Genomic DNA, 25,532 nt, shown 5'->3' with positions numbered 1-25,532 from the left:
CTTACGCGAGCCAGTTAATGTAAATTCAGTTAGTGTGATATATCGCTGGAAGAGGTGTCGTTTGAGTCAGATGCGTCCTCCTCAATTTCTTGCCTGGCCGGCCTGATATCCTTAGTGGTATACTGATAATGTGAATCGAAGGTTTTAGTATGCCGGTTGTATATAAGCACATGTTTAGATGATTTGGTTTGCAATACCAAGCCATTTCTTGGCGCAGGAACCAGCTCCATTTTTTCCAGGTAAATCAGTTCTCCCTTCGAAAAACGTTTTATGGTTGGTAGCTCACCATCTATTTGCTTCCAGTAGATAATATTCCCTCTTTCTGTAATGATCCAGATGGCGCTACTGGAATAATCTCGTTTTTCCAGCAGGAATGCCATTTCTCTATCCCCATTCCCTGTGAAATCCCCGTACGCTATCACTTTCTTTGCGCGGTCCCTGATCTTAGTGAGAAAATATTCATTAGTGGAATGATATTTATTATCGATAAATATCTTAACGATTGCCCGCTGAAATGGCAAGGGGATCCCATTATACTCAGGAATAGTAAAAGTCCCATTTTTCCAATAATCGTATTCTTGCTCGCTTGCCCATCCGTTTACAACCACACTATCGATTGGTTGTGCCGTCGTGTCTGCAAGAACCACTGCCTTCCGTGCCCTATAGGTCCCGAATTTATAACCGAAAACAGCTGATATCATCATGCCGATGACAGTTAAGAGAATATGCTTCGTCTTCATTTGCTCTCTTACAATATTTTTTTAAATGAAAAAGTTAGCGTTTAACGCATACGCCGATAAAAGTAAAAATAGAAATTGATATATCGCTTATGTGAGATATATTTAACTTAGCTTTGTGGCTTGTAGATAATAAGCAGAGAGTTGTTTTTATCGAAGCTTTCTTGTGTATCAATTAATAGCTATAATTTCATATTTTAATGAAATGTGGGCGGGCCATAGTGGCTTCTCCAAAGTAAATAATGAATAATATGGTAAGGAAAGTCACTAATGGACCATTAAGGAGTAAGGAGCGTACCAAGGCTAATATAGTCAAGGCGATAGGTAAGATACTTAAGAAAGATGGGTTTTCAGGAATCAATGCAGCCAAGGTAGCCAGTGTAGCTAATGTGGACAGAAAACTAATCTACGATTATTTTGGAAGCTTGTCCGGATTGATCAAATATTATCTTGAAAGTCATGATTACTGGGAAATCAGTCCGGAGAATATTGAAGGTTCCGTTGAAAACGGCAGGATAGATAACGGGAAAGCACTAGCTTATAATGTGCTGGAACATCAGTTTGACAGTTTAATAGAGAACGAAGAGATGCGCCGTGTCATAACCTGGGGCATCAGCGAGAAACTTCCGGCCCTTAAAGACCTTGACTTAAGACGGGAAAATACGGGAGATGAGATTTTAAAAGCCTTATTTGACCCGCATTTTGAAGGAACGGGGAAAAACTTCCGTGCCATGTATGGTATTTTGATGGCAGGCGTTTATTACCTGACGCTTCACGCCAAAATGCAGGAAAACCCTTTTTGCGGAATCAACCTGCAAGAAGCCTCCGGCCAACAAGAGATCAAAAAAGCCTTAAAACAGATATTAGATTTAATTTACCAGTAAGCAATTTAACAGCATCGTATAAGCCTTTTAGTAAAGTTATCTGATTAAGTAGAAACGAGCATCGTATACATAACATACCGTGAATTTAGTTTTATTGGTTTATAATACATTATGAGAAATCTGCTTTTAGTTGTAATAATTATTGTTTTTACTGTGGGTTGTAATAGATCTCAAAAAACAGAAAAACCAGGTTCTTTAAAATTTGACACTATTACCTTGAAAGACAATGAGGTCCTTTTTATTTCTCCGAGTGATAAAAACATTAAAGAACTCAAAAAGAAACATGGAAAAGGATTTTATACTATAGCAGACGATGCTAATAATTATTTTTCTGAGGCCTCAAGCTATTTGGATTCGCAAAAAACACCTTACAAAAACTATGATGATGACAAGATAATTGTATTCAAAAAAAATAACAAAACCTATAAAATTCCGAAATATAAAAGCCCCTGGTATTTGATCTTTTATAAAGATGAAAAGTATGAATTACTGGATTTAATAAGCATCAAAGACAGATATCCGAAATTTTTCAAGGATAAAACTCAGATAAGCCCCAGTGATTTCGGCTCTAAAAAAATCATAGATTCTATTGCGGAATAGCGTGTTTACTTTTCAAACGACTTGCCCATGGAGCTAGATCTCTAATATAGAGCTGGAACTATAATAAGGCGGGTTGAAAATAGGCTGTTTTTTTAAGATGTTAAAACAATCACTTAGCAAAGAAGAAACCAAAGTTCAACGTAATCAAACTTTCCGTTTTTAAAGTAAAAGAGAAAGGCGTCGTCGTATTCAGGTTCAATTGAGATGCGGTATCTTACAGTTTCATCATCTTCCATCTTTTCCGGACGTAAATTGGGAAACAGCTTCTCAAACGTTTTAATGCTAGTGTGAGCCTTTAAAACTATCCGGTGTGAAGGAATAGAAACAGGGTTATGCACGGCATCTGCCTTAACTAAAAGAGCCATATGATCGTTGGTGGCGTACTCTGCTCCGTTAACATATAAGGTGGTTATTTGCCCATCGTAACGATCGAATGTTCCTTTCTGTTGATCATAGGGGCCATAAGTATGGATCATCCAATCCTTATCTAACACATCAAACGGACTCCCGCACTCCCAAAGTGTTTTACTTACTCGCTCAGGTTTAGGATACTGTTTTTGAAAAGACTGATACGGCAACATAGGTTTAAGCCCGTTGATAAGGATTGCATGTAACGGAAGTGACTTAACTGAATATACTTTTGCCCCAGGCTTTATAGCAAGAGTCTTGTTATTTGGAACTACAGCGGAAGGCGTATGACTGGCAGGCTTTGAAGAAGTCTTTTTCGTTGCCTGTTTGTTATCGGCATTACAGCTAAGTAACGCTAGCACAGCACCCAATGCTGCTATCCACGCTTTAATTTTCATAAGACTAAAGTACACACTATTTTCCGTAATGGTTCTTGATGCTTCGAAGCAAGGTACTTGGAGAGTTATTTTGTTAATAATGATTGTCAAATAAAATTTAAAACGCCTCATTTAATATATACTGTCAGGTACGTGTATAATCAAATTCTCATTTGCACCCATGGTGATATGTAAATCACAGCGAAATTACCTTGAGTATTATCTATGTCTTTATATTAAAATGTTCTGACCCTGCTTATACTCTGTAGCGTTTTCAAGCTGCAATTGGTGCAACAATGGCTACCTACTTGCTTAGCGGTCTCAAAATCTACTAACTGTAGAGGAAATATTTAAATTAGCGATGATACCCACTCCCATTCTCTTTTTTAATGAATGAACTGTAAGTTTTATTTCTGTTTCAGATCTGCTTTTCTATTCTGCGGATTAAAGCCGCGCATATGACATACACGTTTTCATCCTTCGAGCGATATGTACAGTTATTCGCTGATTCCTAAAAATTTCATCTGGTCAAGATGAATACTCAGGGAACTATGTGTATATGAAAGATCTTTAGATTGATCGGCATAGCTCCTGTTACAACAGAACCGATATCCGCTCAGCCGCATTAGCCTTGCATCCTGAGGATCATGCAACCTGTTTTCAAACCTATCAAAGGTGCGTTGCTGAGCCTCAAAGGTAATTCTCAGGTAAAAGACATAGCTAAAAGGTTGGAGCAAAGTTGCCGTAAGTTTAACAACGAATTTGAAGTGTTTTGAATAAGCGATATAATACCCGAGTGAATTACATCAAAATCAGAAATACAACCTTAACAAAACTTAAATCTATAAAAACGAACTGTTACTAAACGACAGTGCTTCACAGTCCTTTTTTCCTTATAATGCTTTTGAAGTTCTTTCAGCCTTTCAATATGGCTCTAACACTTAGTTATCTCATGCCTAAACTGGATAGTGACAAATTTATCCTTTCAAGTTTATGCTGCATTTTAATTCCAGTTTACTTTTAAATCATGCTCCCGCGCAAAAGCCTTACCGTTGTCTATTAAAGTGGTAAACAACTCTTCAAACCGTGCATTGTATTTTTCTGCTATAGATTTAATAATCTCATCTTTCTGCACTTGCGGAGCTTTGGCGTCACATAGTTTAGCGTAAGCCGTGTATTCATTTTTATAAATTGGAATAACGAATTCATAAAGGGCAATAGCCTGTGCCTTAATGGTTGCCCTACTTTTGTCACCAGCGGATAAAGCTTTAATATCTTTAAGGGATTTTTCCATGTAGAGAACACTATTCTGCACATGAATCAAAGCCTCATTACCTTTCTTTTTACTGGAAGGGATGTCGGGAAATTCAATCGTCTCGTCATTAATATGTTTCGCTAACAGTGGTGTCCCAAAATCATTAATGGTATTCGTGTTTAAGACAGCGGTACCAAAAAATTTATCTGCAGGCTCCGAACAGGATGCTAAGAATATCGTCAGCAAGATAATCGACGTAATGGATAGCCTACCGGCAAAAGATTTAAAGATATCAGACATGGGTGCAAAGGTATCAATATTAGTTTTCCCTCAAAAAATCTTTCGTCCACGAAGATAGTCGCAGCCCCTCTAAGCTGCACAGTAATTACGCTAATCGTTGCGGGAGACCTCATGGAACACCGATCGGTATCAGAACGATCAGCATTTACTTTGCGGCGAAGAACGAGACATGATAAAACCCTTAGAAGCGGAATGATGCCATCTAACTACCTAACTAATTTTACGTCAGGCAATAACATAAAATTACTATCCCTCGAATAACACAGGAATTGGTTTTAGCCAGAAGTATCTATAAATATTTCAGGCTAAGTTGATAAAGACACCTGATAAACGGCGCTGTACTCCTACCCTTTTTTGGACGCAAATGTTCAACAAAAAATCAGCCACAGCACTACTGTGTGATTCCGATAACACTATTCCACTGCTTTAAACCTTGCTAAAGGGGCCATTCGAGCTTTATTTATAGACAAGTTATTTCCATCAAGGCTGTAATTGTCTGCTATAGTTAAAGCTTTCGAGAGACCGTTCTCGATTTCCATGTTTTCACAATACATTTTAGTAGACAGACCTTGAGTGAATTTGATTCTTCCGTAGCCTGGCAAAGTAAAAGTTCCACCCAGTCCATTACAACCACTAGAAGCTACATAGCGACCATTATTCTGCTGAAGTAGAATGTATGGTATTTTGCCGTTTACCTGATTAGCTACCGGTTTACCAGCAAGTTCAACCAGTTGCCACTTACGGTCTGTAATCACGCTAGCTTGCTTAGATTCACTGTGAGAATTCTTGAAAATATTGCATGAACTTAAAGCCAGCAGGCATACAATCAAGGTTAAATAACCGGGATGTTTCATATATTAATAAGCGTTGATAGAATGCTTTTGACAAAGCTAAGCAAATTGTGCAAACAAACCTTACCCATTCTTAGGAGCGAGCTATTTGTATGCTGTTTACCCATGACCTACTTACCAAGCGAATGGACTTGCCTACTTGCCTTGCAGGCCTGCCAGGTTTGCAGGGTAACGTTCTCTCTTAAGACTAATATTATCCAAAGGTTTGTATTGAAACTAATGCAGATCTTAATTATTTTAACATAACGCTTTTTTAGTTACTTCTTCGGCGAGAAGAATGTCGTTAATCAGCAATATTTAGGAAAATAATAGCGAAGTCTTTTTTCCTATTATTATCATGATAGATACATTGAATTTTTTGAATGATAAATAATATGGCCTAGAATTTCGTTTGCAGAAATCACCCGGATAATCTTGGAAACGGCATCCTGAAATTAAAAACAACTCCATAGAGTATATCGCATTTGTACTGGGCGGTCTTCGGTCTCCGCGAGGCGGAGCCATCAAGCGCTTTAAAATCAACTGACGGTCCATTAAAAGTAATTTCGCGATATTAAATTCTAATGCATTGACCTACAATTAACTGACCACAGGGGATGTTATAATTATGACGGGTTTTAAAGTTATCTGAACAAGAGTTCAACGGCGGATTTGAATCTTTGGGTCTTCGTGCTTGCCTTGTTCCGTGTACTGTAATAAGGCATGTAAGAAAAGCAAGGCTCGTCATCAACAAGAAGAACAAGACCGAGAACGGCAATTTCAAGCTGCGTTCCTTCACGGAAGGCTGGAACTACAAGCCTCAACATGCTATCGACAAATTGGATATCGTCGGCATCGATGAGGAAGGCGAGTGTCACAAATTAATGAAATCTTTGGAGAATGGCAACTACCATCAGGTGACTGTTATGAAGGACGGTAAAGATGTTAAACTGTATCTAGAAGCCATTCCTGTAGAGCATCGTGTGAACCTGACCAATTATAACTGGGAAGCACAACAGTTCAAACGCTATAAAGGAGGGAACTTAAGAATGATACCAAGAAAGATCAGAAACAAGCGCAGACCGAGGAGGCTGTATAGGCAAAAAAGCAACGTAAGGGCGCTAAACAACGCATATAAAATTGCAAAGTGATTGGTTAACCATCATAATCAAACTTTTTGTTACTTTCTTACGTCAAGCTTGCTTCTACGTTTATACTTGGTTCTTTTAAATATCTTCTAGTATTTTAACGATAGGAATTCAGATAGTCACTGACGATATCGCATCTATTGGCAGGACTTATAATAGATTTTTTATCCCCCAATCCGAAATTTCCTTAAATACCGCCACAAGCCCCTTACTTTTTTCGGTAAGTGAATACTCAACTCGTGGTGGCATCTCTTCATACTGTTTGCGGATAACTAGTCCGTCCTTTTCGAGTTCTTTCAGCTGTTCTGTTAATACCTTCCGGGAAATGCTTGGAATCCGAACTGAAATTTCACCAAATCTCCTCGTTCCAAAAGTCAGATTAAATAATATGATCGGCTTCCATTTTCCGCCTATCACTTCCATTGTTGCCGTAATTGGGCATGCAGTAAAGTCCTTGCAGAGCTCTTCCTTAGTTACCATGTCGTTACCACTATTTACACAGTTACCTTTTGGTAACAAGTTACTTTAACAAACTTAAATAGTTTCTTTGCGAAACAAAGATAAATTTATTCATCAAAAATTTTTAAACAATGATTTTAGTTACGGGAGCAAACGGACATTTTGGAAGTTTAACTATTGATTTTTTACTAAAAGGAGGCATCGATGCCAGTCAGATCTCAGCACTGGTACGAAGCGAAGAAAAAGCCCAAGCGCTCAAAGTTAAAGGCATAAACATCATTTTGGGCGATTACAACGATTACACTTCACTGGTTAAAGCATTCAGCGGTATAGACAAGCTTTTGTTCGTTTCAGGAACAGATCTGCTTAACCGTACTTCTCAGCATCGAAGCATCGTAAAAGCAGCCAAGGAAGCGAGCGTAAAGCATGTTATTTACACAAGCGGAGCATTTAAGACTGTTACCGCAGAGTCGCCACTTTGGCTGTTTGCCGAAGCCCATATCAAAACGGAGCAATGGCTAAAAGAAAGCGGCCTAACCCACACTCTATTAAAAAACGGCTTGTACATGGATTACCTCCCTTACTTTATTGGTAACGTATTAGAAACCGGAATGATCTATTTGCCTGCCGGGGACGGAAAGATAAGCATGGCGTTGCGCTCTGAAATGGCGGAAGCGACGGCAACGGTTCTCTCTACTGAAGGGCATAAAAATAAAACCTACGACTTTGTTGGAACAGAGGCTTACGGTTATGAAGACATTGCACGTTACATTTCAGAAACAACCAAAAACACTATCAGTTATATCTCTCCTACAGAAGTTGAATTTAGAGACTCCTTAAAGAAAGTTGGTCAAAATATTCCGGAAGAATTTTTGGGCATTATACTAGCGCAGGCACAAGGAGATGCCGACATTCAAAGTGGAGATTTGGAAAAGCTGATCGGCAGGCCGTTAACTCCAATTACCTCCTTTTTGCAAGAAATATATAAAGTGTAATTACTTGTTTAACTCTCTTGCCCATAAACGCACAAAGGAAAAAATTGTAAACATATTAGAAAACGCTTAGTAATTTCAAACTATTAATAAATTGGTTTAGGTTATGTCCAGCCAGAGGACAAGATTAAAGAATTAAACTATTCTCCTCGACTGATTTTGTTTTAAGGTTTGGTTTAGACTTGGACAATCCTCAAAAGTGCTTGAATGTTGGTCACCAATCTTCGTTGCATTATTCATTTCTGTAACATTTTAACGACTTTTCGTTGCTATTTTTTAAAGGAGATGGGTATTTGCATCAACAATAAAAGTAAGAGTCATGAAAGTTGAGGATGTATATATCTAAATATGTTGGCTTTGAAATGCTAAAATTCCTTATCACCAAATTCGCTGTTTGGTAACTTTGCTTTTCCGGTCAGTTTATTGAGGTTAAAGCTAAAGTTAAGCAAGAAGACATTCGTTTCATAGATGTAATTGGTGGTGGTATAAAAATCTCGTCCCCTGGTAGTGATGCGTTGTTTGTTTGAGGCGTTCCATCCCAAATCCATGCTCTGCCATTGTAGCATGGCAGCAAAACGGCCATTCATAAAGGTCTTTTTCAGCGAAGTATTGGGCACCAGGAACCGTGAATCTTCGCCTTGTGCCGTTGGCCGGCGTGACAGGTAGTTCACATTGCCTTGCAGGTTCCAGGTAGCGCCGAGCTTAAAGTTCGTATTGGCGTTAATAGAATATACCCAGTTGGCATTAGTGACGTAAGAGCTTACACCAACTATGTTAAGTGTACCCTTAATCTTGTAATTATACACATTGCCCCCCAAATACAAGCTCCACCATTTTGCAGGTTGAAGGTTGGTTCCAATTTCTAATCCAATAGACCTTGCACGGTCTGCGTTGGTAAATACGCGGTTAAGAATAGTATCGGCGTATACGCTGTTTACCCGCTGAATAGGGTTCTTGATGTTTTGGTAATACAGCGTCGCAAAAAAAGACCCCTTGTCAAAGGCTCTGATCAATCCCAATTCTGCCAGGTCAACAAATTCCGGCTTAAGGTCAGGATCGCCTTGCTCCAGTGTTTCTGAGTGCTCGCGTTCGGGTATGGGGTTTAGCTCAAAATTAGTTGTGCGTTGTACCCGTTTGCTGTACCCGCCTTTTGCTTGCCAGCCCGTTTTGAAAGTATACAGCAAGTTGGCTGACGGAAATAGATTAGATAGATTAAGCTTATGCGGTATGGGATCGTAAGATAAGTTAACCGTACGGGCAGCATATTCATAACGCAAACCAGCAGTATATTCCAGCTTGCTTTGCTTACCGGAATACTGGGTATATAAGGAATTGATCTGGTTCTTGGCTTTGGCACTGCCCCGGAAACGGGCGGCATCAGGTTGTGAGATGGCGGGTGTAACAAAGTAATCAAATTGTCCGTCCTGCGTATCATACCTAAACTGGTAGCCGCTTTCCAATTTACCTCTGCCTATATTAGCCGCATAATCCAGCTTCATACGATAGCCGTTAATCGGGTTTTTGTACGGATTGTAGACATACTGGATGGTATCAGCAGTATTAGGATAATTTACGTTCCTGTTTTTGGTATCGCCATACAAATTGGCATGCTCATACAATGCCGAAGCGGTTAATGTAGATTTGTTGCTGAACGTATGGGTATAGTCCAGGTTACCCAGTGAAAAGTTTCCTTCTTTGCTTTGCAGGTTGGAGTTGAAATAGGTGGTTCTTCGCAGCACCGCGTTTGTTGTCAAATCAGCCGTGCTATTGTTGTATAGCAAGTCAGCTAACCGCGATTGAAATCGGTGGCCGATAAACAAGCCTGCTGATATGGAGTTGTTAGGGTCGGCGGTATAATTTACCGAAAACCGGCCCGCATAATTATACTTGTCAAAGCTGCGCTCACCGTTGGATGGGAAACGGGTTACGGTATTATTAGTAAAGTTTTGGGTGTATACATCGCCTTCACGATAGCCAGCCACATCTGTACGCAGGTAGTTACCACTGGCCGACATATCCCATTTGCTTTTACGATAATTCAGCGTCAGGTCACCACCAAAACGTTTTGGCTTTTCCTTATTGTCATGGTCGTCGGTGCTGGGCAAACCACCCTGAGCATTCGCGGTCAGGGTAAAGCCATCATTCGCGCCTTTCTTGGTCGTAATATTGATGATCCCTGCTTTTCCATCGGGGTCATACTTGGCCGACGGTGAAGTAATCAGTTCAATGTTTTGCAAACTGTTGGCAGGCAATTGACTCAACACCGTTTGCGCATCGGTGAGTACTGGTTTGCCGTTTACCAGCACCAGAAAGCCTGTAGATCCACGTACGCTAATATCGCCCTCACCGTTTACGGTAACGGATGGTAGATTTTTCAGCACATCTATTGCCGTACCACCCCGCGCGCTCTCAAACTGGTCTGCCCGATAAATTTGCTTGTCAACTTTATTTAATGCATCCGCTCGCTGACCGGTTACCCTCACTTCGCTCAGCAGCTTTTGGCTGGGAGAAAGCAGAATAACACCGGCGTTCACCTGGCCTTTATCTGTCAAATTAAAGAATTGCGTAAATTTTGTGTTATAGCCAATAAAGGCAACTTTTAACAAGTAGTTACCCGGGCTTAGTTTGGAGAATTCAAACGATCCGCCTGTTTTGGTAAGCGAACCAGCGACAATAGCGGAATCTGCGGATTTGAGCAGTGCTACACTGGCATATTCCACAGGCTGTTTAGTATGCGCGTCATTAACAACACCTTTAACGGAGGCATTCTGTGCATATAGCAACGGTGTGGAGAGTAAGCAAATAATGAGCGTAACCGCGATATTTTTCATAGAAGTTTAGCAATGCGCAAAAATAGGTTTGGCAAATCAGCTTTGCATTGTACAATACTTCGGAATGATTGTCTGTTACCCTTTTGTTACTACCAGCTCGCGGTAAGCACCAGGCGTAAGGTTGGTATTCTGCTTAAAAAACTTGATAAAATGCGGTGAATCGGCAAACCCTAAGTTTGTGGCTACTTCCTGTATGGATTTTCCGGTAACACTTAAAAGTAATTTGGCTTCTAAAAGTACACGCTCATTGATAATGACCGACGGCGTTTTACCGACCGCTTTTTTACAGGCTTCATTTAAAACAGCTGTTGTAATATGCAGCTGGTCAGCGTAAAAGCCCAGTTCGCGGGTTTGGGTAAAATAATCGTTGACCAACCGTTTGTAGCGCTGAAAAAGATGGTCGGCGCCGTTTTGGGCAGGCTTCCCTGTTTTAGACACATGCCGTAACTTTGTGATCAGCAAGTGCAGGTAGGCACTATAAGTATCTGCGTCAGGAACGGCTGATTTAAACTCGTTATAGAAAACACCTGCAACATCAAACAGCGTATGATCTGTTGCTGCCACGCTGATCTGAGCAGGAAATTTAAAGAGAATATCAACGTCTTGTTTCAACAGCAATTGCTCGCGGAAAAGGATCACAAACCCCTTGGGCAAGGAAGAAAAATTCCAGCAATGGGTCTGGCCAGGCCTCAGGTAGTAAGCCACAGGCGCGTTCACCTCGTATTGAAGTCCGTCTATTTCATGAAAGCCAGCCCCTTGGCTAAGCAGGATAAGTTCATGGTAGTTTGCATGGCGATGCGGTGTGGTCGGCTTAATGACCTCTTTCATCAAGCTGACCTTAATCACCTGCTCGGACTCTATTTTATCCTTTACCGGGATGCCATTTTTTAAGGGGATAGTGCTCATTTGTCTAAGCTAAGGTAACAACAAACGAATAAATTTCATGCATTCACTTACAGTTGCACGGCAGCCAATGTAAACCAAACAGTTTCGGTTTACGTTTATAGCATCGTACAAATTTAAACCACTATGAAAAAGTTATTTTTATTTACCGTTACAGCCATTACTTTGGCTTTTACAGCTTGTAAGAAAGACAATGACAGCAAATCATCTCAGGCTCACGTTACCGTCAGACTAACTGATGCACCGGGTGCTTATGATGCGGTTATTCTGAGCATTAAACAAGTAGTTATCCTTTCATCGGGCGGCGAGCGAACCGTTGATGTGAATGGTGGCCCGATAGACATTCTGCGTTTTCGCCAAGGCCGGGATACCGTACTTGCAGGCGTGGATGTACCTGCCGGACGCTTACAGGAAGTTCGCCTGGTACTGAATAATTCGGGTAACCGTGTGGTAATTGGTGGGGTATCCTATGATTTGAATACACCAAGCGGCCAAACTTCCGGCGTTAAGCTGAAGGTACAGGATAACCTGACCGGTGGAATAGAATACACCTTACTGTTAGACTTTGATGCGGCACAATCCATTGTGGTTACGGGTAATGGCAAGTATAATCTTAAACCAGTCATCCGTGCCATTCCTCAAGCGGTATCCGGCGCGATCACAGGAAGTGTGTCACCCATAGCGTCTTACCCTAAGGTATATGCAATCATGGGTACCGATACAGTGGGTACAGTTACCGATGCCAATGGCAAGTTCTATTTTCCGGGCTTGCCAGCAGGAACCTACCGCATTAACTTTGTTCCAGTAAGTCCTTACTCGGCCAAGACAATTGATGGTGTCGTGGTTACTAACGGTTCTGTAAAAGACATAGGCAGCACAGTGATACAGTAAGGGAGCGCTTATATCAACTAAAACAAAACAGCCTGCTAATTCCATTTGCAGGCTGTTTTGTTTTGCGTAGCACATGTGAATGCATATTAACAATTAGTTTAATAATTATTAATTTTAACCAAAAATAAAACACATTAACGTACAGGATGTTAGAAATGGCAAATACTAAATTATGCCATTACTGCTATTAGCCTCGATATTAACCAATTTATTAACCTGGGTATTTATTGGTTTAGATATTTATTTATGGCGGCAATGGTACCTCTATAAAGATATTATTGATGAGCAGAACCACAGCCATGACTATGCACAGCGCTGCCTGATTGGGGCTATCGTCATTTTGGCTTACCTGTTTTTGGGTAAATTTATCATGCGTTTGTTTCTGGGCAAAAAGCGGTCGGGAGAAGATGAACCTAAAGCAGAACGTTGTTCGGAACAAGAGAAAATCAAAAGGCCGGACGGCTCCACTATTCATATCGAACATTGCGGTGTGAAAGGTAAACAAACGCTAATCTTTATTCACGGCTGGAACTCCAACAGTATGCAATGGTATTATCAGAAAAAGCACTTTGGTGACCGCTATCACCTGATCCTAATGGATCTGCCGGGTTTAGGCCAGTCAACCAAACCGGCCAATAAAGACTTTTCACTGGAAAACCTGGCTTCAGACCTAAATGCCGTGATTGAACATACAAAGCCGGTTGATCCGGTGCTATGGGGACATAGCATGGGTGGCTTTACTATCCTTACCTTTTGCCGGCTGTTTAAAGAGAAGCTTGGCCGTACGGTTAAAGGCATAGTATTGGAGCATACCACCTATACCAACCCAACTAAGACGTCTATTTTAAGCGGTTTGTTAACATCGATCCAAAACCCGATACTGAAACCGATCTGCTGGATCATGATTGCGCTATCTCCAATATTCTGGCTCAGTAAGTGGATGAGCTTCCTGAACGGCAATACCCTGATCATGACGCGCTTCTTAACCTTCGCAGGTACGGAATCGTATCAACAGCTTAACTTTTCCAGTTATCTATCCACCCTGGCGCCACCATCGGTTACCGGGCGGGGCGTACTGGCTATGTTTGAATATGATGCAACGCATACACTTAACGATATATTTATTCCGGTGCTGGTGGTCGGCGCAACGTCTGACCGTTTAACTAAGTTTGTTGCAAGCCAGCATATGAGTGCGACTATACCTGCAGCAACCCTGCTTACCCTTGAGCCTGCGGGCCATATGGGCTTGATGGAAAGGCACCAGGAAGTGAATGAAGCCGCGGAGCGGTTCTTTGCTAACTTGGCGTAGAAATTGATTCAGCTGCATTTTTAGCTGCAGTCTCCATTTTCATTAGCTTTGAGTTATGAAATGGATTACCCGCGAACGCCCTAAGATAGACCGGATCGCCTGCCCCTGGCTTATCAAGCGCTTTGTCGATCCAGATGCAGAGATCATTTATGTGCCCTATGCCGAGGTGTTGACCGAAGCACATAGATCAGGTGCAATACCATTTGACCTGCCCGATGCTGAATATAGTCACTATGATGACCGGTGTACATTTGATTACATCATTAAAAAGCACCAGTTGAAAGATCCGGCACTACTGCGTATCGCAGCCATTGTTAGAGGTGCTGATACCGATCGACATGACTTTGCACCGCAGGCTGCCGGGTTGGAAGCTATCTTTTCAGGACTGGCTTTCAACATCAAAGACGACCAGGAGTTATTAAAAGTTGGTATGATTATCTATGACGGCCTGTACAGCTGGGCTACGCATTTGTTCAGGAAGAAACATTCGCAAGACGGGCTGGTAGAGCAGTTGTTATTGCAAGTGTACCATCAGAACCTCAAGCAGAGAAAAGGCAAGAAAGCGCCGGAGTGGGCGAAAACCTTAAAGGAGATGATTCAGGACCAATTGGATACTAACACATTCCTCAGCTTGCAACAGGCATCTAAAGAGCTGGAGATCAATCCCGCATACCTATCGCGGGAGTTTTCCAAATATTTTGATAATATCAGCTTCGGTGACTATATGCGTAAACTGCGCATTGAAAAGGCTTGTGATCTGATTAAAAAAAACACCCACAGTTTAACAGAGATCGGTTACCTGACAGGCTTTTCTGATCAAAGCCACTTCAACCGGGTATTTAAAAAGTTCACAGGTGAAAGTCCATCTACTTATAAGAAGTCGCTCAAAAAGTAAAATTCAGACCAATAGTTAAAAGGATACAATTTGCCGCTAAAATCTTAAATTACCTTGCATTATCAAATACAAGGTTTTATGAAATTTTTTATACTCTTAGTATTCTCCGTATTCTCTGTATTAATCTCATTAAGCGCCTATGCACAAACTGCCCCGGCACAGCCCTATCTAAAAGTTGCTGGTTATGTTGGTATCTTGCACCCCATTGTCACTTTTAGCAGCACAGGCACCGAAAAGAACTTTGGTGACCATTATGTAGTGAGCATACCCGTCGGCATCAATATCTGGAAAAGTCAAAAAATTGGCTTTTCAGCCGAATTCCAACCTTCCATCCGGGCGGAGAATGGTACCAGCAGAATGGCAAACTTCACCTTTCATCCCGGTGTACTCGTCGCTTTAGGTAAAGGCTGGACATTTGCCGGGCGTGCGGCATTTGAAACTTCAGGCCGCTATGGTGTCACGCCGGCATTGAACAAAACGGTGATCGGAGGCAAAAATAGCAGTCTGTTTGCTGTCGTACCGTTGCCAGTTCGCTTCGGCAATGATAAACCCACTTCGTTTACCATCGGTTTTCAATTCGGTATCGCATTCTGATTGGTTTACTATTATTTGGGGAGCATTGCTATCGCGAAGATAGCGAAGAACACCAGTATCAAGGCTTTTACAGATGGCATCACCGCAGCGGTGGCAGGCGCGTTGGCAGGTTCGGTGATCATTATTGCCAGCGTTCCATCATCGATCTGCCAACAGTCCTTATAGCAGTGACCGCCGGACTGGCACTGATCTACCTAAAGAAGCTACAGGAACCGCATGTTATAGCAGCTGCAGCGATCATCGGTTTCCTCATTAAAGATGCTGAGTTTGAGCAGAAACTTTCAATTTCATCAGTGAACGTATTAATACTTTTTAAGTTATCTGTTTCAAGCATTTTGTCCTTGCGTTGTCTTGTCAAAAAAATAACATTTGTGAAAGGCAGCCATTTAAGGGCTCCACATTCATTCTGTATACGAAAGTAAGGGAGTTATAAAAGACAAAAAAGTATAGATATTAGCATTAAAAACGGCTATGGTAAATTCCATAGCCGTTTTTTCTTTGGACATAAGTTGCATTCTGCTAAATTCATCATGACTAAATTCAGGGCAATTGATTACCCTTAAGCCAGACTACAAAAGCTAAAATCGCCTTATTTGCGTCGCCGTTAAAAGCTAACTTCCGTCAGTATTGGGAAATGATCTGAGGGATACTTGCCATGATAACTATCAGTAAGCACGCCCCATCGATTAACTTTGAAGCCAGCTGAGGTGAATATATGGTCAATAATATTATCTCCCTTAGTTACCCTGAAACCATTGAATGACCCATTATTGGCGTAAGGCCGGATAGCTTGCTGGTAAGTATCCTTTAGTATTCCCGAATTAGCTACACGTTTGTACCAGCTGCTTTCATGATCACCATTAAAATCACCTGTCAATATTACCGGCTCTTTACCTGCAATAGCAGCGATTCTTTGCAATATAAGCTTGCTGCTTTCCTCGCGGGCTATTACCGCTTGATGATCATAGTGTACATTAAAAAAGTAAAACTTCTTTTTAGACTTCACATCCTGCAGATATACCCATGAGCAGATACGATTACAGCAGGTAGCATCCCAACCTAAGGATGGCTTATCAGGGGTTTGTGATAACCAGAAATCGCCTTTGTTGAGCAGTTTGAATTTATCCTTCCTAAAAAAGATGGCAGAATGCTCTCCTGCATCCTTACCGTCATCACGGCCAAGTCCGTAACGCTGATATTCAGGTAAGGCGTTATTCAAATCTTCCAATTGATTTGGTAAGCCTTCCTGAGTACCAAATACGTCGAAGTTGTGAAAGCGAATCAAATTAGCCATAACAGGTACCCGGTTTACCCAAAGGTTGCCGGTATCGCGCGGATTGGCAAAACGCAAGTTGTAACTGCCAATGGTGTAGGTTTGTGCATAGGTGGCTATAGCCATACACAGGCACATTGTTAGTAATAAGCAGTGTTTAATTTTCATATTAGTGATGAATTAATGGATGGATTACCACCCCGGATTCTGGCCCAAATTTGGATTGCGTAAACGCTCAGCTTCCGGGATAGGGTATAAATAAAACTTATCGTTCCATTGTCTTGGCACAGTAGTAAGCCAGGTTAGCTCACCGCTGTTGTCGCCGGTAATTCTTTGCGGATTTGTGGTGCCATTGCTCAGTGTTGTGGCTACATTCACGTAGGTAACATTTTTTACAGCGCCCGGGGCGGTACCTTTGTAAAAGCAAACGTCGGGTTTGCCATCTTCATTTAAATCAAGCAGTTGATTTAAGGCTGGCACATAAAAACCGTTCCAGGTCATGTCCATCAGCGGTCCGCGTTTCCAGCGAACGATATCGTAAAACCGGAAACCTTCCAGCACCAGCTCTATTCCCCGCTCGCGTCTTACCTCCAGCAAAGCCGGGTCACTAATACCGGGGAAGTAATTTGTTTGCAGGTAGGTATCAACCAGAGCAGGTTTGGTATTGGTATTGCCGGTTATGCCGGCTCTTCTGCGCAATGCACCAACGCTCATGTTCCAGTCGGCATCCGTAAGCGTGCCTAATTCGGCTTTGGCTTCTGCAAAGTTTAAAAGTATTTCGGCATACCGAATAATCGGCAGGGAGTTGGTGTTACGTGTGCCGCCATCCATAGAGGCGTCGTCCTGCGTTAGCTTAATAGGCTGGTAACCTGTATAGGTGTAAGAGAATACCGGCGGCGCCGCCTCTTGCGTACCACCATTATTGCGAGTGTAGTTTCCCATCCTGATGGTTTGCTGTAAGCGCATATCCCGGCCCTTAACCTCTTCTGTAAAAGGCATGGTCTGGTAGCCGCTTTTGCTTGTGAACGGAGTACCGTCAATGTTCAGGTAGGTATTCACAAATGTACGGATCAGGCTTAGCCTGTCACCATAGGTAGCGCTGGTCCAATACCAGTTGGCATCACTGTAAACACTCAGTCCGGGATCCATCACCGCAGCCAATATGGTTTCATTAGCCACCGGTACCTGGCTTGAAAACAGCTGACGATAAGCCTGTGATGTGCCCCCCGAAGTATTAATGCTAAAACCGCCTTCGCTGATTACCTTCTGAGCAGCATCAACAGCTTGCTGCAGTAAGCCGTTTGCGCTGGATTGCAGCTTGTATTCATCATGATACTTTCTGAACGTACCTTCAAACAGGCAAACCCTTGATTTAAATGCATAAGCTACGTATTTCGTAATTAAGCTACGGTTGGCGTTAGTTTGGGTGATGTGCTGGCAAGCGTAATCCAAATCGGCAATCACAGAGTCCATCACCAGCGCGCGCGAATCCCGGCCGTTGTATAAGGCCTGGTCATTGGCATTTATCGGTTTACCAATCCAAGGCACATCGCCAAAGCGTTTTATTTTGTCGAAGTAAAACCAAGCTCTGAAAAAACGGGCCAAGCCTGTATAGTTTTCGCGAACGCTTTGTGATACCGCCGTGCTGTTATTGTTCTGTATAAAATAATTGATATTACGCAGGGGGCGCCAATCATCGGTACCCCATCCTGTACTTTGTTGAGGGCCATAGGCGCCCGGCCTTAAAAAGTCGGGCACAGTAGTACGGGCACAGTAGTCGGACATGGCATCGCCGCGTAGTATGGTACCAGCCGTAGGCAATATGTTGTAAAATGAATTGGCATACAGATCTAAACCATTCTGGCTACCAAATACAGGGCCTTGCAGGGCCGAATCCTTTGGTTCCTGATCCAGCTTTTTACATCCTGCTGTTACGACGGCCACAAGGCCAATGCCTAAGGCTATCTTTATAAAATTAATTCGTTGTAAAAACATATGTTTTTGTTTTTAGAAGTTTTATTAGAAGGTTGCAGTAATACCAACCGTTACACTTTTTAGCATAGGATAGTTATTCCCATTGCCACTGGTACCATCGGTAAGAATACGGTCTGAGCCATTGATACTTTCAGGATCTATATCCTTGGTAATTTTATATAGCGGTGACCAAGTCCATAAATTTTCGCCAGATACAAACAGCTTGGCATCAACTAACTTTACTTTCTTGATCCATTGCAGCGGTAAATGATAACCTAGCTGGATGTTTTTTAAACGGATATAAGCTGCATTTTGCAAATACTTGGTTTGCGCCTGTGACAATTCGCCCGAGCCGTTTTGCGCCACATAACCTCTGTAGCGTGGAAAGTAGGCGTCGGGGTTACTTTCCGACCAGATCTTATCCACCATAGATGCCGGGATTTTATTGTAAGGCCGGTTGTACTGCCCCCAGAAGATACTCGCTTCGGAACCAGGATACCAATCCCGCTTACCTACACCCTGAAAAAAGGCTGAGAAAGAGAAGTTGTTCCAGTCGGCATCCATACCCACGCCATAAGTATAGCGCGGCGTTGAGTTACCGATAATGCGGCGGTCGCCAGGGTTATTTACCGTTTGAGTACCATTGTTTATCACCCCATCACCGTTCAGATCTCTAAACTTGATATCACCGGGTAGCAACTGACTTGTTGTAGACGCTTTAATGAGCGGTTGCTTCGGCGAGCTGGCAATATCAGCAGCCGAAGTAAAGTAACCGGCAGTTTCGTAGCCCCAAATCTCGCCCAATTTCTGGCCAACGTAGTAATCGCTTAAGCTTTTATCAATGTTATTATACTTAGTAATTTCAGCCCGGTAATCGGCAAGTGTAGCCCGCAGGCCATAGTTAAACGGCTTACTGCCAACATTAAAATGGTCGCGCCATGCTACGGTTATTTCCCAGCCTTTGGTTTTTAAATCGGCATAGTTGCCTCTAGGTACATCGGTGCCAAATACGGCAGGCAGGGTCATGCCCACGGTGTACATGTCAGTAGTTTTACGAAGGTAAGCGTCGCCTGTAACGTTTAGTCGGTTATTGAGCATGCCTAAATCAAAACCTAGGTTGGTAGTGGTTGAGGTTTCCCATGTCAGGCCATCTGGCAATACACCTGGCTGACTTGTGGTTTGTGGACGTACCCCGTTTAGCACCAGATTAGATTGCGTGATATTGAATTTCTGCTGGAAGGCATAGGATGCAATGCTGCCATTACCTAATGAGCCATATGATGCCCTGATTTTCAAATCGCTGATCCAATCTTTTGATACTTTAAAGAACGGCTCATTAGACACACGCCATCCTGCTGAGAAAGATGGGAAAAACGCATAGCGCTGGTCGGCAGGAAATTTCGAAGAACCATCATAGCGACCATCAGCTTCGAATAAATAACGGTCTTTATAGGCGTAGTTTAAGCGATAAAAACCACCCATAATGGCCCATTGCTCATAACCACCACTTGTATTGATGGATTGACCTAATGCCAGATTGATATCGGTCGCATCTTCAAAAATTAAACCGTTGCGTACTACTTCCAACCGTTTCATGGTTGATTGCTCGTAGTTGAAGCCGCCCAAAGCTTTGAAGTAATGGTTGTTTTTCAGCTTAGGCTCATATTCACCGTAAATGTTGGTGGCAATGTACTGTGTGCGCTGATTGATAAACTGCAAATCATTTGTACTGGTACCCACGTACTCGATTACCCCTGGCTTGCGGCTATAAGGTACCGGTACGCGCTTACGGTTCTGGTTATTATCCGTGTTCTGGAACGTAAAATCGCCTTTTACCCGTAACTGGTCGTGAAGAAATGAGCTGGCCAAGCCTGTAGTGTTCCTGAAAACACGGTTATCAAAATCAATTCCGTTCTTTCCATAATAAAGGTCGCCTACGCTGTAAGCGGCAGAATAAGTTAAAGTACCGTCTGGGTTAAACAACGGTGCCATGGTATGCCCTTCATCGGCAATATTACGCCAGATACTGCCGCCTTCACCTACGTTAAGCGGGTTATGATATTTTATATTTGAATAATCGGCATTGTTGTACAAGCGCAGCCATGGAAATACCTGCAATGACCCTTTTGCCCGGAAATTATACACTTTATAATCATCGGAGTTGTAACGGAACAAACCATCTTGTGAGTAGTATCTTCCAGTTAATAAGAAGTCAGACTTTTCATTATTTCCGGAAACAGATAAGTTATGCTCGCGGGCACTGTTATGATCTTTGTAAAGCAGCTTGTACCAATCGGTGTTATCGTAGTATACATACTCGCCACTGCCATTCAGCTCCACTTTAGGTAACGATGGGTCATTATTACGGCGCTGGAATTCCGTTAAGTAGTCTTGCGAAAATTTAACGGTTTTATTAACGTTTTGTGGTGTTTGCGAATAATCGTTCCAAGCCGACCATGCATCATTGAACATGGTGGCAAACTGGTAGCCATTGGTTACAAACTTAGGTACCGTAACCGGACTTTTAACCGATTGGTTGAACGAGTAGCTCACGCTGGTTTTTTCCTTAGACGGGCTTTTGGTGGTGATAAGTATAACACCAAAAGCACCGCGTGCTCCATAAATAGCGGCCGATGAGGCATCTTTCAGAACTGACACGCTGGCCACATCATTTGGGTTAATACGGCTTGGATCACCTTCTACCCCATCAATCAAAACCAACGCATTACCGCCTTGACCAATTGAAGTTATACCGCGAATATTATAGGTGGGCGATTGTATGGGTTTACCATCTAACGGCACCAAATTCAGGTTGGGGATAACGCCTTGCAAGCCCTGGCTCAGGTTGGGTAGTGAGCGGTTTTCCAGTACTTTGGAAGTTACCTGATCAACAGCACCGGTCAGGTTTTCTTTCTTCTGTGTACCGTAGCCTACTACCACAACTTCATTTAAGCTACCCGACTCCGCAACCATGGTAACATTGCCCAAGTTAACCGACTGATTAGCCTCTACCTTAACACCTGGAATGCGACGCAGTTGATAGGAAATAAAACTAACCACAACGGTATAAGTGCCCGGATCAGCATTGATAACGAACACACCATTTGCATCAGCAAGCGCACTCTGATTAATTTCAACCAACCGTACGGTACTACCTGGTAAAGGCTCACCCTTTTCGTCAACCACTTTACCGGTTATACGGCCTGCTGCTGCTTTTGCAGATGAGCGTTCAATCGCTTTTTTGTATAGGGTTACTGTGCCAGCCACTTCTTCTTTAAAATCTATAGCTGTATTTTTCAGAAGGCTTTCGAGTACAATACCTAACTTGGTATTGGTGAATGAGGCCTGCTTTGCCGAAGTTTGTTGTAAGTGAAGGTAGTCGGCATCGTAGGCAAATTCAGTTCTGCTTTGCTGCTCCAGCTTTTTGATGGCGTTAGCAAGCGATTCACTTTTGCTGAAGGTAATGGTAATTCGCTTTTCGAAAACCTGTCCGCTTGAAGGAGAGGCGATCAGCAACTCTGTGCTTATAAAAATGATGGTGTAAATAAGAATGGAAATACGCATTGCCTGATGTAAGCGACGTAAGTTTATTTTCATACTTTTGAATACTTAGTAAAAATTAATTATGGAAACTAAGGGCAATAGTTGATAGGGCTCAATCTATTTTTAGCTACTGCCACCGGAGGCCGGCCTGCTACAGGCTGGCCTTTCAAACTTTAATTAGTAAATACTTATCTCATTATTACTCCTCCTATAAGTGTTTTGATGAACAGAGCAGATGATTTTCAATGTTTCGGACAGTGAGCGGGCCGGGTTGATATGCAGGTTATACCGATATTTTTCAACCTGCGGGTTACGTGCTACAAGCGATACACCGTAAGCATTTTTCATAGTTAAAGCCAGTTCATCGAATGGTGCCTGTCGCAGTACAAAATCACCCGTGGCCCATGATTGATATTCGGCTGCGTTAACCTGGCGCAGCACATGCCTATGTGTCTTTAAATTATAAGTGATTTGCTGATTCGGTGTTATTTTACCCAACAGGCGGTTGCTGGTATTTACCTGCACTTTACCGGTAGCTACCGTAACTTCTGCTTTGTTCAAGGCCTCATAAGCCTTTACGTTGAAAGAAGTACCCAACACGCGTGTGCGCAAATGTGGTGTAACTACAATAAATGGCTGGCTGGCATTATGTTTAACCTTAAAAAATGCCTCACCTTCGTCCAGGTATATGATCCGGTTAGGCGCTTGCGAAAACTGTTCGCTGATGCGCATTGTACTGCGGGCATTCAACCAGCAGGCAGAACCATCAGGCAGTAATAGTTTTTTGACCTCACCAACCTGTGTGTGGTAAGCAACAAGGGTTTGTGATTGGGACTTTAGCTGTGCTTTTTGTTTGGAGAAGAAGAGGACTGCCGCAGTTACCGCGGTAATTAACACGGCCGCGTACCTGTAGAGGCGTTTTATCTGTAATCTTTTAACAGGGCGTTCTTGCTTAAAAGTCTGAATATAATTGTAAATTTCCGATTTCAGCCTGGGGTCAACCGCATATCCATCCGACGTTTGGCGAAGCGACTGGTACCACTCATCCACAAGCTTGCGCTCGGCAGTAGTTACTTTGCCATTCAGATACCGGTTAATTAGATCTTTAAATTCGGCTGATTCCACTTTGTGCTTTTTATACTTATGTTGCACAAAGCGTCCTGATCTACTTCTATTTTAGGTTAACCTTTTATGAATTATTTGTTAACAAGACAAACCAGTGCAGCCAGGCCGGCCATATACCGTTCGGGATATTCGGTTTGAAGACGTTTGCGTAACTTCTTCATGACGGCGGTTAAATTATTACCTACTGTTTGCTCAGCAAGATTAAGAGTAGATGCAATTTCTTTAACTGAAAGATTTTCGCAACGAAGCAAAAAGGCGTGTTTCATATTATAGGGCATCACGTCTATTTCTTCGCTTAAAACTTTTTCGAGGTTATAGTAAGAGGAAAGTTCATCGGTGCTGGCAACAACTGCAGACATGTGTTCTACTGCTTTTTTAAGTACCTGCGCCCTAATGCCTTCCGAACGGTAAAAGTTCAAGACTTGTTTTTTTACGGCACCGAATAGAAACTGGTTTAAACTCCCTTGAATACTAAGCGTTTGCCGCCTATTCCAGATATCGATAAACAGGTTTTGCACCATGTCTTTTGCAGCGTCTTCATCCCCTGTCTTTTCAAAAGCAACGCGGTATAGCATTTCCCAATAGCGTTCAAAAAGGGTGTTATAGGCTACGCTTTCTCCTTGTACAAGCATAGCAACAAGCGTTTCATCGCTAAGTGACGACTTACTGATGAGCATGGCTCAAAAGTAACACCCTAAAGTAAAGTAAATGTTAACAATGATTTTTACTACGTAAAAATTCATAAAGCCGAACCGACTGACAATAAGGCGTTTTTTATAATGAATTTAAGTCAAGAACTAAAAAATGCGCCTTAAAAAGGATAAATTTGTGCCCCTCCGGGAATTTTTTTAAATCAAGATATGGCGTGGTTAGATAAATTGAAGCTAAAAAAAGGCTTAGTACAATCTTTAAATGAAGCAGGTTTCGCAGCTCCTAAAGAAATTCAGCAAAAAACATTGGCGCGTATTAACGGCGGTCAGGACGTAATAGCGGTTGGCCCCGAAGGTTGCGGAAAAACCACTACTTATATATTAGCCACGCTCAACAAGTTTAACTACACGCCCGATGGTGTGCCGAAAGTTTTGATACTGGTACCCGATAAAGAAAAAGTAGAAGATGTTATTGCCAAAATCAGTCAGCTCAACAAGAACAAAACGCTTTCCATCGTTCCGCTATTTGCTGCACCGGGCATAGAAGCACAGATGGATGCCATGGCGGATGGTGCCGATATAGTGGTTGCAACGCCCGACAGGGCGCGTGCCATTTATCTTAAACTTGGCCTGGACCTAAATAAGATAGAATTATTAGTTATTGATGATGCAGAACTGATTGTAAAACAAGGCTTGCAATTACCCGTTACCGAACTGGCTGATAGCATCACTAAATGCCAGCACCTTGTTTTTACCGAAGTAGTGCATGAGCGTTTAAACAAAATGATAGCGCCTTTTATGAAACAACCGGCCACTATTGAGGTTGAGGAAACAGGAGAGCCGCAGTTTGATACGCATCCGCAGATGTTATACCTGCTGCCTAACTTTGGTACCAAAGTAAATCTGTTGAACCTGTTTATGCAGGATGAAGAGCTGTTTACCAAAGTAGTGCTGTTTGTAAATACCCGCCCAACGGCTGAGAAGCTTTACAAAAGCTTACACGACCGGAAAAGTACAGTGGCTTTGTTGAACCCGTGGTTTTTCGAGTTAGATGGCTTTACATCGTTGCAGGAGTTTAAATATGCCGCCACCCGTATATTGATTGTGGTTAATGACGGAGAACAGAAACTGGATTTGGATGATATTCCATTCCTTATTCATTTTGAATTACCCATTGAAAAAGAAACGTATATTAATCGGATAATTAATCATTCGCCGAATGATGAAAATGAAACCATGGCCATTAGGTTCGCTACGGATTTGGAACTAACCGCGGTTAAAAAAATTGAGCAGGCTATCGGCCAAAAAATACCATTAGCCGAATTGCCGGAAGATCTAATTGTCGAGAAAGAACGCACATTTGCTGATCTTGCCGAAAAGAAAGCTGCCAAAGCAAAAGCAGACGATGATGCTCCCGGAGCCGCATTTCACGAAAAGAAAGCCAGCAATGCCAAAACCTACAATTACAGGGCTGGCGTAAAAGCTAAAATGAAGAATAAGAAAAAGTATTAAAAGCTTACAGATGATAAGCAGCATGGACCAGAATCCATTGTC

21 protein-coding genes are annotated in these 25,532 nt (G+C 42.3%); 9 read left to right on the top strand and 12 right to left on the bottom strand.

All coding sequences use genetic code 11. The features are described from left to right. Positions 1-29: 29 nt before the first annotated feature. The gene (locus tag KHS38_RS01355) at positions 30-704 is read right to left on the bottom strand and encodes a hypothetical protein (protein ID WP_213486304.1); all 675 of its coding nucleotides are present in this window, start codon (positions 702-704) and stop codon (positions 30-32) included. Between the two features lie 275 nt (positions 705-979). Here KHS38_RS01355 and KHS38_RS01350 point away from each other — a divergent pair, with 275 nt between their 5' ends. Both KHS38_RS01350 and KHS38_RS01345 read left to right on the top strand, forming a co-directional pair. Then, positions 980-1,621 carry a TetR/AcrR family transcriptional regulator gene (locus tag KHS38_RS01350; RefSeq protein ID WP_249665242.1) on the top strand — a complete coding sequence of 214 codons (642 nt, stop codon included), beginning with the start codon at positions 980-982 and terminating at the stop codon, positions 1,619-1,621. A 111-nt stretch (positions 1,622-1,732) separates the two neighbouring features. Beyond that, positions 1,733-2,221, top strand: coding sequence for a hypothetical protein (locus tag KHS38_RS01345; protein WP_213486302.1), 489 nt, complete (start codon positions 1,733-1,735; stop codon positions 2,219-2,221). A 113-nt stretch (positions 2,222-2,334) separates the two neighbouring features. Here the strand turns inward: KHS38_RS01345 and KHS38_RS01340 are convergent, their stop codons facing one another. The 3 genes from KHS38_RS01340 to KHS38_RS01330 form a co-directional block, all read right to left on the bottom strand. Further along, positions 2,335-3,027, bottom strand: coding sequence for a hypothetical protein (locus KHS38_RS01340; protein WP_213486300.1), 693 nt, complete (start codon positions 3,025-3,027; stop codon positions 2,335-2,337). Between the two features lie 982 nt (positions 3,028-4,009). Beyond that, positions 4,010-4,561, bottom strand: a complete 552-nt coding sequence (locus KHS38_RS01335) for a hypothetical protein (RefSeq protein ID WP_213486298.1) — start codon at positions 4,559-4,561, stop codon at positions 4,010-4,012. Positions 4,562-4,974: 413 nt separating this feature from the next. Continuing rightward, positions 4,975-5,415, bottom strand: coding sequence for an META domain-containing protein (locus KHS38_RS01330; protein ID WP_213486293.1), 441 nt, complete (start codon positions 5,413-5,415; stop codon positions 4,975-4,977). 860 nt (positions 5,416-6,275) lie between these two features. On the opposite strand from KHS38_RS01330, the gene KHS38_RS01325 reads away from it, so the two are divergent. After that, positions 6,276-6,542: a hypothetical protein gene (locus KHS38_RS01325; RefSeq protein WP_213486291.1), complete on the top strand. Its 267-nt coding sequence runs from the start codon at positions 6,276-6,278 to the stop codon at positions 6,540-6,542. Between the two features lie 147 nt (positions 6,543-6,689). Here the strand turns inward: KHS38_RS01325 and KHS38_RS01320 are convergent, their stop codons facing one another. Continuing rightward, positions 6,690-7,019 carry a winged helix-turn-helix transcriptional regulator gene (locus KHS38_RS01320; protein ID WP_213486289.1) on the bottom strand — a complete coding sequence of 110 codons (330 nt, stop codon included), beginning with the start codon at positions 7,017-7,019 and terminating at the stop codon, positions 6,690-6,692. A gap of 110 nt (positions 7,020-7,129) precedes the next feature. Here KHS38_RS01320 and KHS38_RS01315 point away from each other — a divergent pair, with 110 nt between their 5' ends. After that, the gene (locus KHS38_RS01315; protein WP_213486287.1) at positions 7,130-7,993 is read left to right on the top strand and encodes an SDR family oxidoreductase; all 864 of its coding nucleotides are present in this window, start codon (positions 7,130-7,132) and stop codon (positions 7,991-7,993) included. A gap of 362 nt (positions 7,994-8,355) precedes the next feature. Here KHS38_RS01315 and KHS38_RS01310 read toward each other — a convergent pair whose 3' ends face one another. Both KHS38_RS01310 and KHS38_RS01305 read right to left on the bottom strand, forming a co-directional pair. Further along, on the bottom strand, positions 8,356-10,821 hold the full coding sequence (locus KHS38_RS01310) for a TonB-dependent receptor (RefSeq protein ID WP_213486285.1): 2,466 nt from the start codon (positions 10,819-10,821) through the stop codon (positions 8,356-8,358). A gap of 75 nt (positions 10,822-10,896) precedes the next feature. Then, positions 10,897-11,727 carry an AraC family transcriptional regulator gene (locus tag KHS38_RS01305; RefSeq protein WP_213486283.1) on the bottom strand — a complete coding sequence of 277 codons (831 nt, stop codon included), beginning with the start codon at positions 11,725-11,727 and terminating at the stop codon, positions 10,897-10,899. Between the two features lie 123 nt (positions 11,728-11,850). Between KHS38_RS01305 and KHS38_RS01300 the strand changes: the two genes are divergently transcribed. From KHS38_RS01300 to KHS38_RS01285, 4 genes are all read left to right on the top strand, one after another. Further along, entirely contained in the window at positions 11,851-12,615 is a 765-nt protein-coding gene (locus KHS38_RS01300) for a DUF4382 domain-containing protein (protein ID WP_213486281.1), read from the top strand. A gap of 172 nt (positions 12,616-12,787) precedes the next feature. Next, complete coding sequence (locus KHS38_RS01295) at positions 12,788-13,924, top strand: alpha/beta fold hydrolase (RefSeq protein ID WP_213486279.1); 1,137 nt, start codon at positions 12,788-12,790, stop codon at positions 13,922-13,924. Between the two features lie 55 nt (positions 13,925-13,979). After that, positions 13,980-14,819 (top strand): chromate resistance protein ChrB domain-containing protein, encoded by an 840-nt coding sequence (locus tag KHS38_RS01290; RefSeq protein ID WP_213486277.1) that lies wholly within the window; start codon positions 13,980-13,982, stop codon positions 14,817-14,819. Between the two features lie 78 nt (positions 14,820-14,897). Further along, positions 14,898-15,413 (top strand): hypothetical protein, encoded by a 516-nt coding sequence (locus tag KHS38_RS01285; protein ID WP_213486275.1) that lies wholly within the window; start codon positions 14,898-14,900, stop codon positions 15,411-15,413. Between the two features lie 604 nt (positions 15,414-16,017). On the opposite strand, the gene KHS38_RS01280 is transcribed toward KHS38_RS01285, so the two are convergent. From KHS38_RS01280 to KHS38_RS01260, 5 genes are all read right to left on the bottom strand, one after another. Then, positions 16,018-16,812 (bottom strand): endonuclease/exonuclease/phosphatase family protein, encoded by a 795-nt coding sequence (locus tag KHS38_RS01280; RefSeq protein WP_249665241.1) that lies wholly within the window; start codon positions 16,810-16,812, stop codon positions 16,018-16,020. A gap of 66 nt (positions 16,813-16,878) precedes the next feature. Continuing rightward, positions 16,879-18,681, bottom strand: coding sequence for a RagB/SusD family nutrient uptake outer membrane protein (locus KHS38_RS01275; RefSeq protein ID WP_213486271.1), 1,803 nt, complete (start codon positions 18,679-18,681; stop codon positions 16,879-16,881). Positions 18,682-18,705: 24 nt separating this feature from the next. Next, positions 18,706-22,257, bottom strand: a complete 3,552-nt coding sequence (locus KHS38_RS01270) for a SusC/RagA family TonB-linked outer membrane protein (protein WP_213486270.1) — start codon at positions 22,255-22,257, stop codon at positions 18,706-18,708. 123 nt (positions 22,258-22,380) lie between these two features. Then, positions 22,381-23,328 carry a FecR family protein gene (locus KHS38_RS22190; protein WP_213486268.1) on the bottom strand — a complete coding sequence of 316 codons (948 nt, stop codon included), beginning with the start codon at positions 23,326-23,328 and terminating at the stop codon, positions 22,381-22,383. A 71-nt stretch (positions 23,329-23,399) separates the two neighbouring features. Then, entirely contained in the window at positions 23,400-24,005 is a 606-nt protein-coding gene (locus tag KHS38_RS01260; protein ID WP_213486266.1) for an RNA polymerase sigma factor, read from the bottom strand. Positions 24,006-24,188: 183 nt separating this feature from the next. Here KHS38_RS01260 and KHS38_RS01255 point away from each other — a divergent pair, with 183 nt between their 5' ends. Next, a complete protein-coding gene (locus KHS38_RS01255; RefSeq protein WP_213486264.1) occupies positions 24,189-25,490 on the top strand; it encodes a DEAD/DEAH box helicase in 1,302 nt (433 codons plus the stop codon). The last annotated feature ends 42 nt before the right edge of the window (positions 25,491-25,532 follow it).

The sequence above is a fragment of the Mucilaginibacter sp. Bleaf8 genome, from assembly GCF_018390515.1.
In the GTDB taxonomy this organism is placed as follows: Bacteria; Bacteroidota; Bacteroidia; order Sphingobacteriales; family Sphingobacteriaceae; genus Mucilaginibacter.
This window is presented reverse-complemented; position numbering and strand designations above follow the sequence as displayed.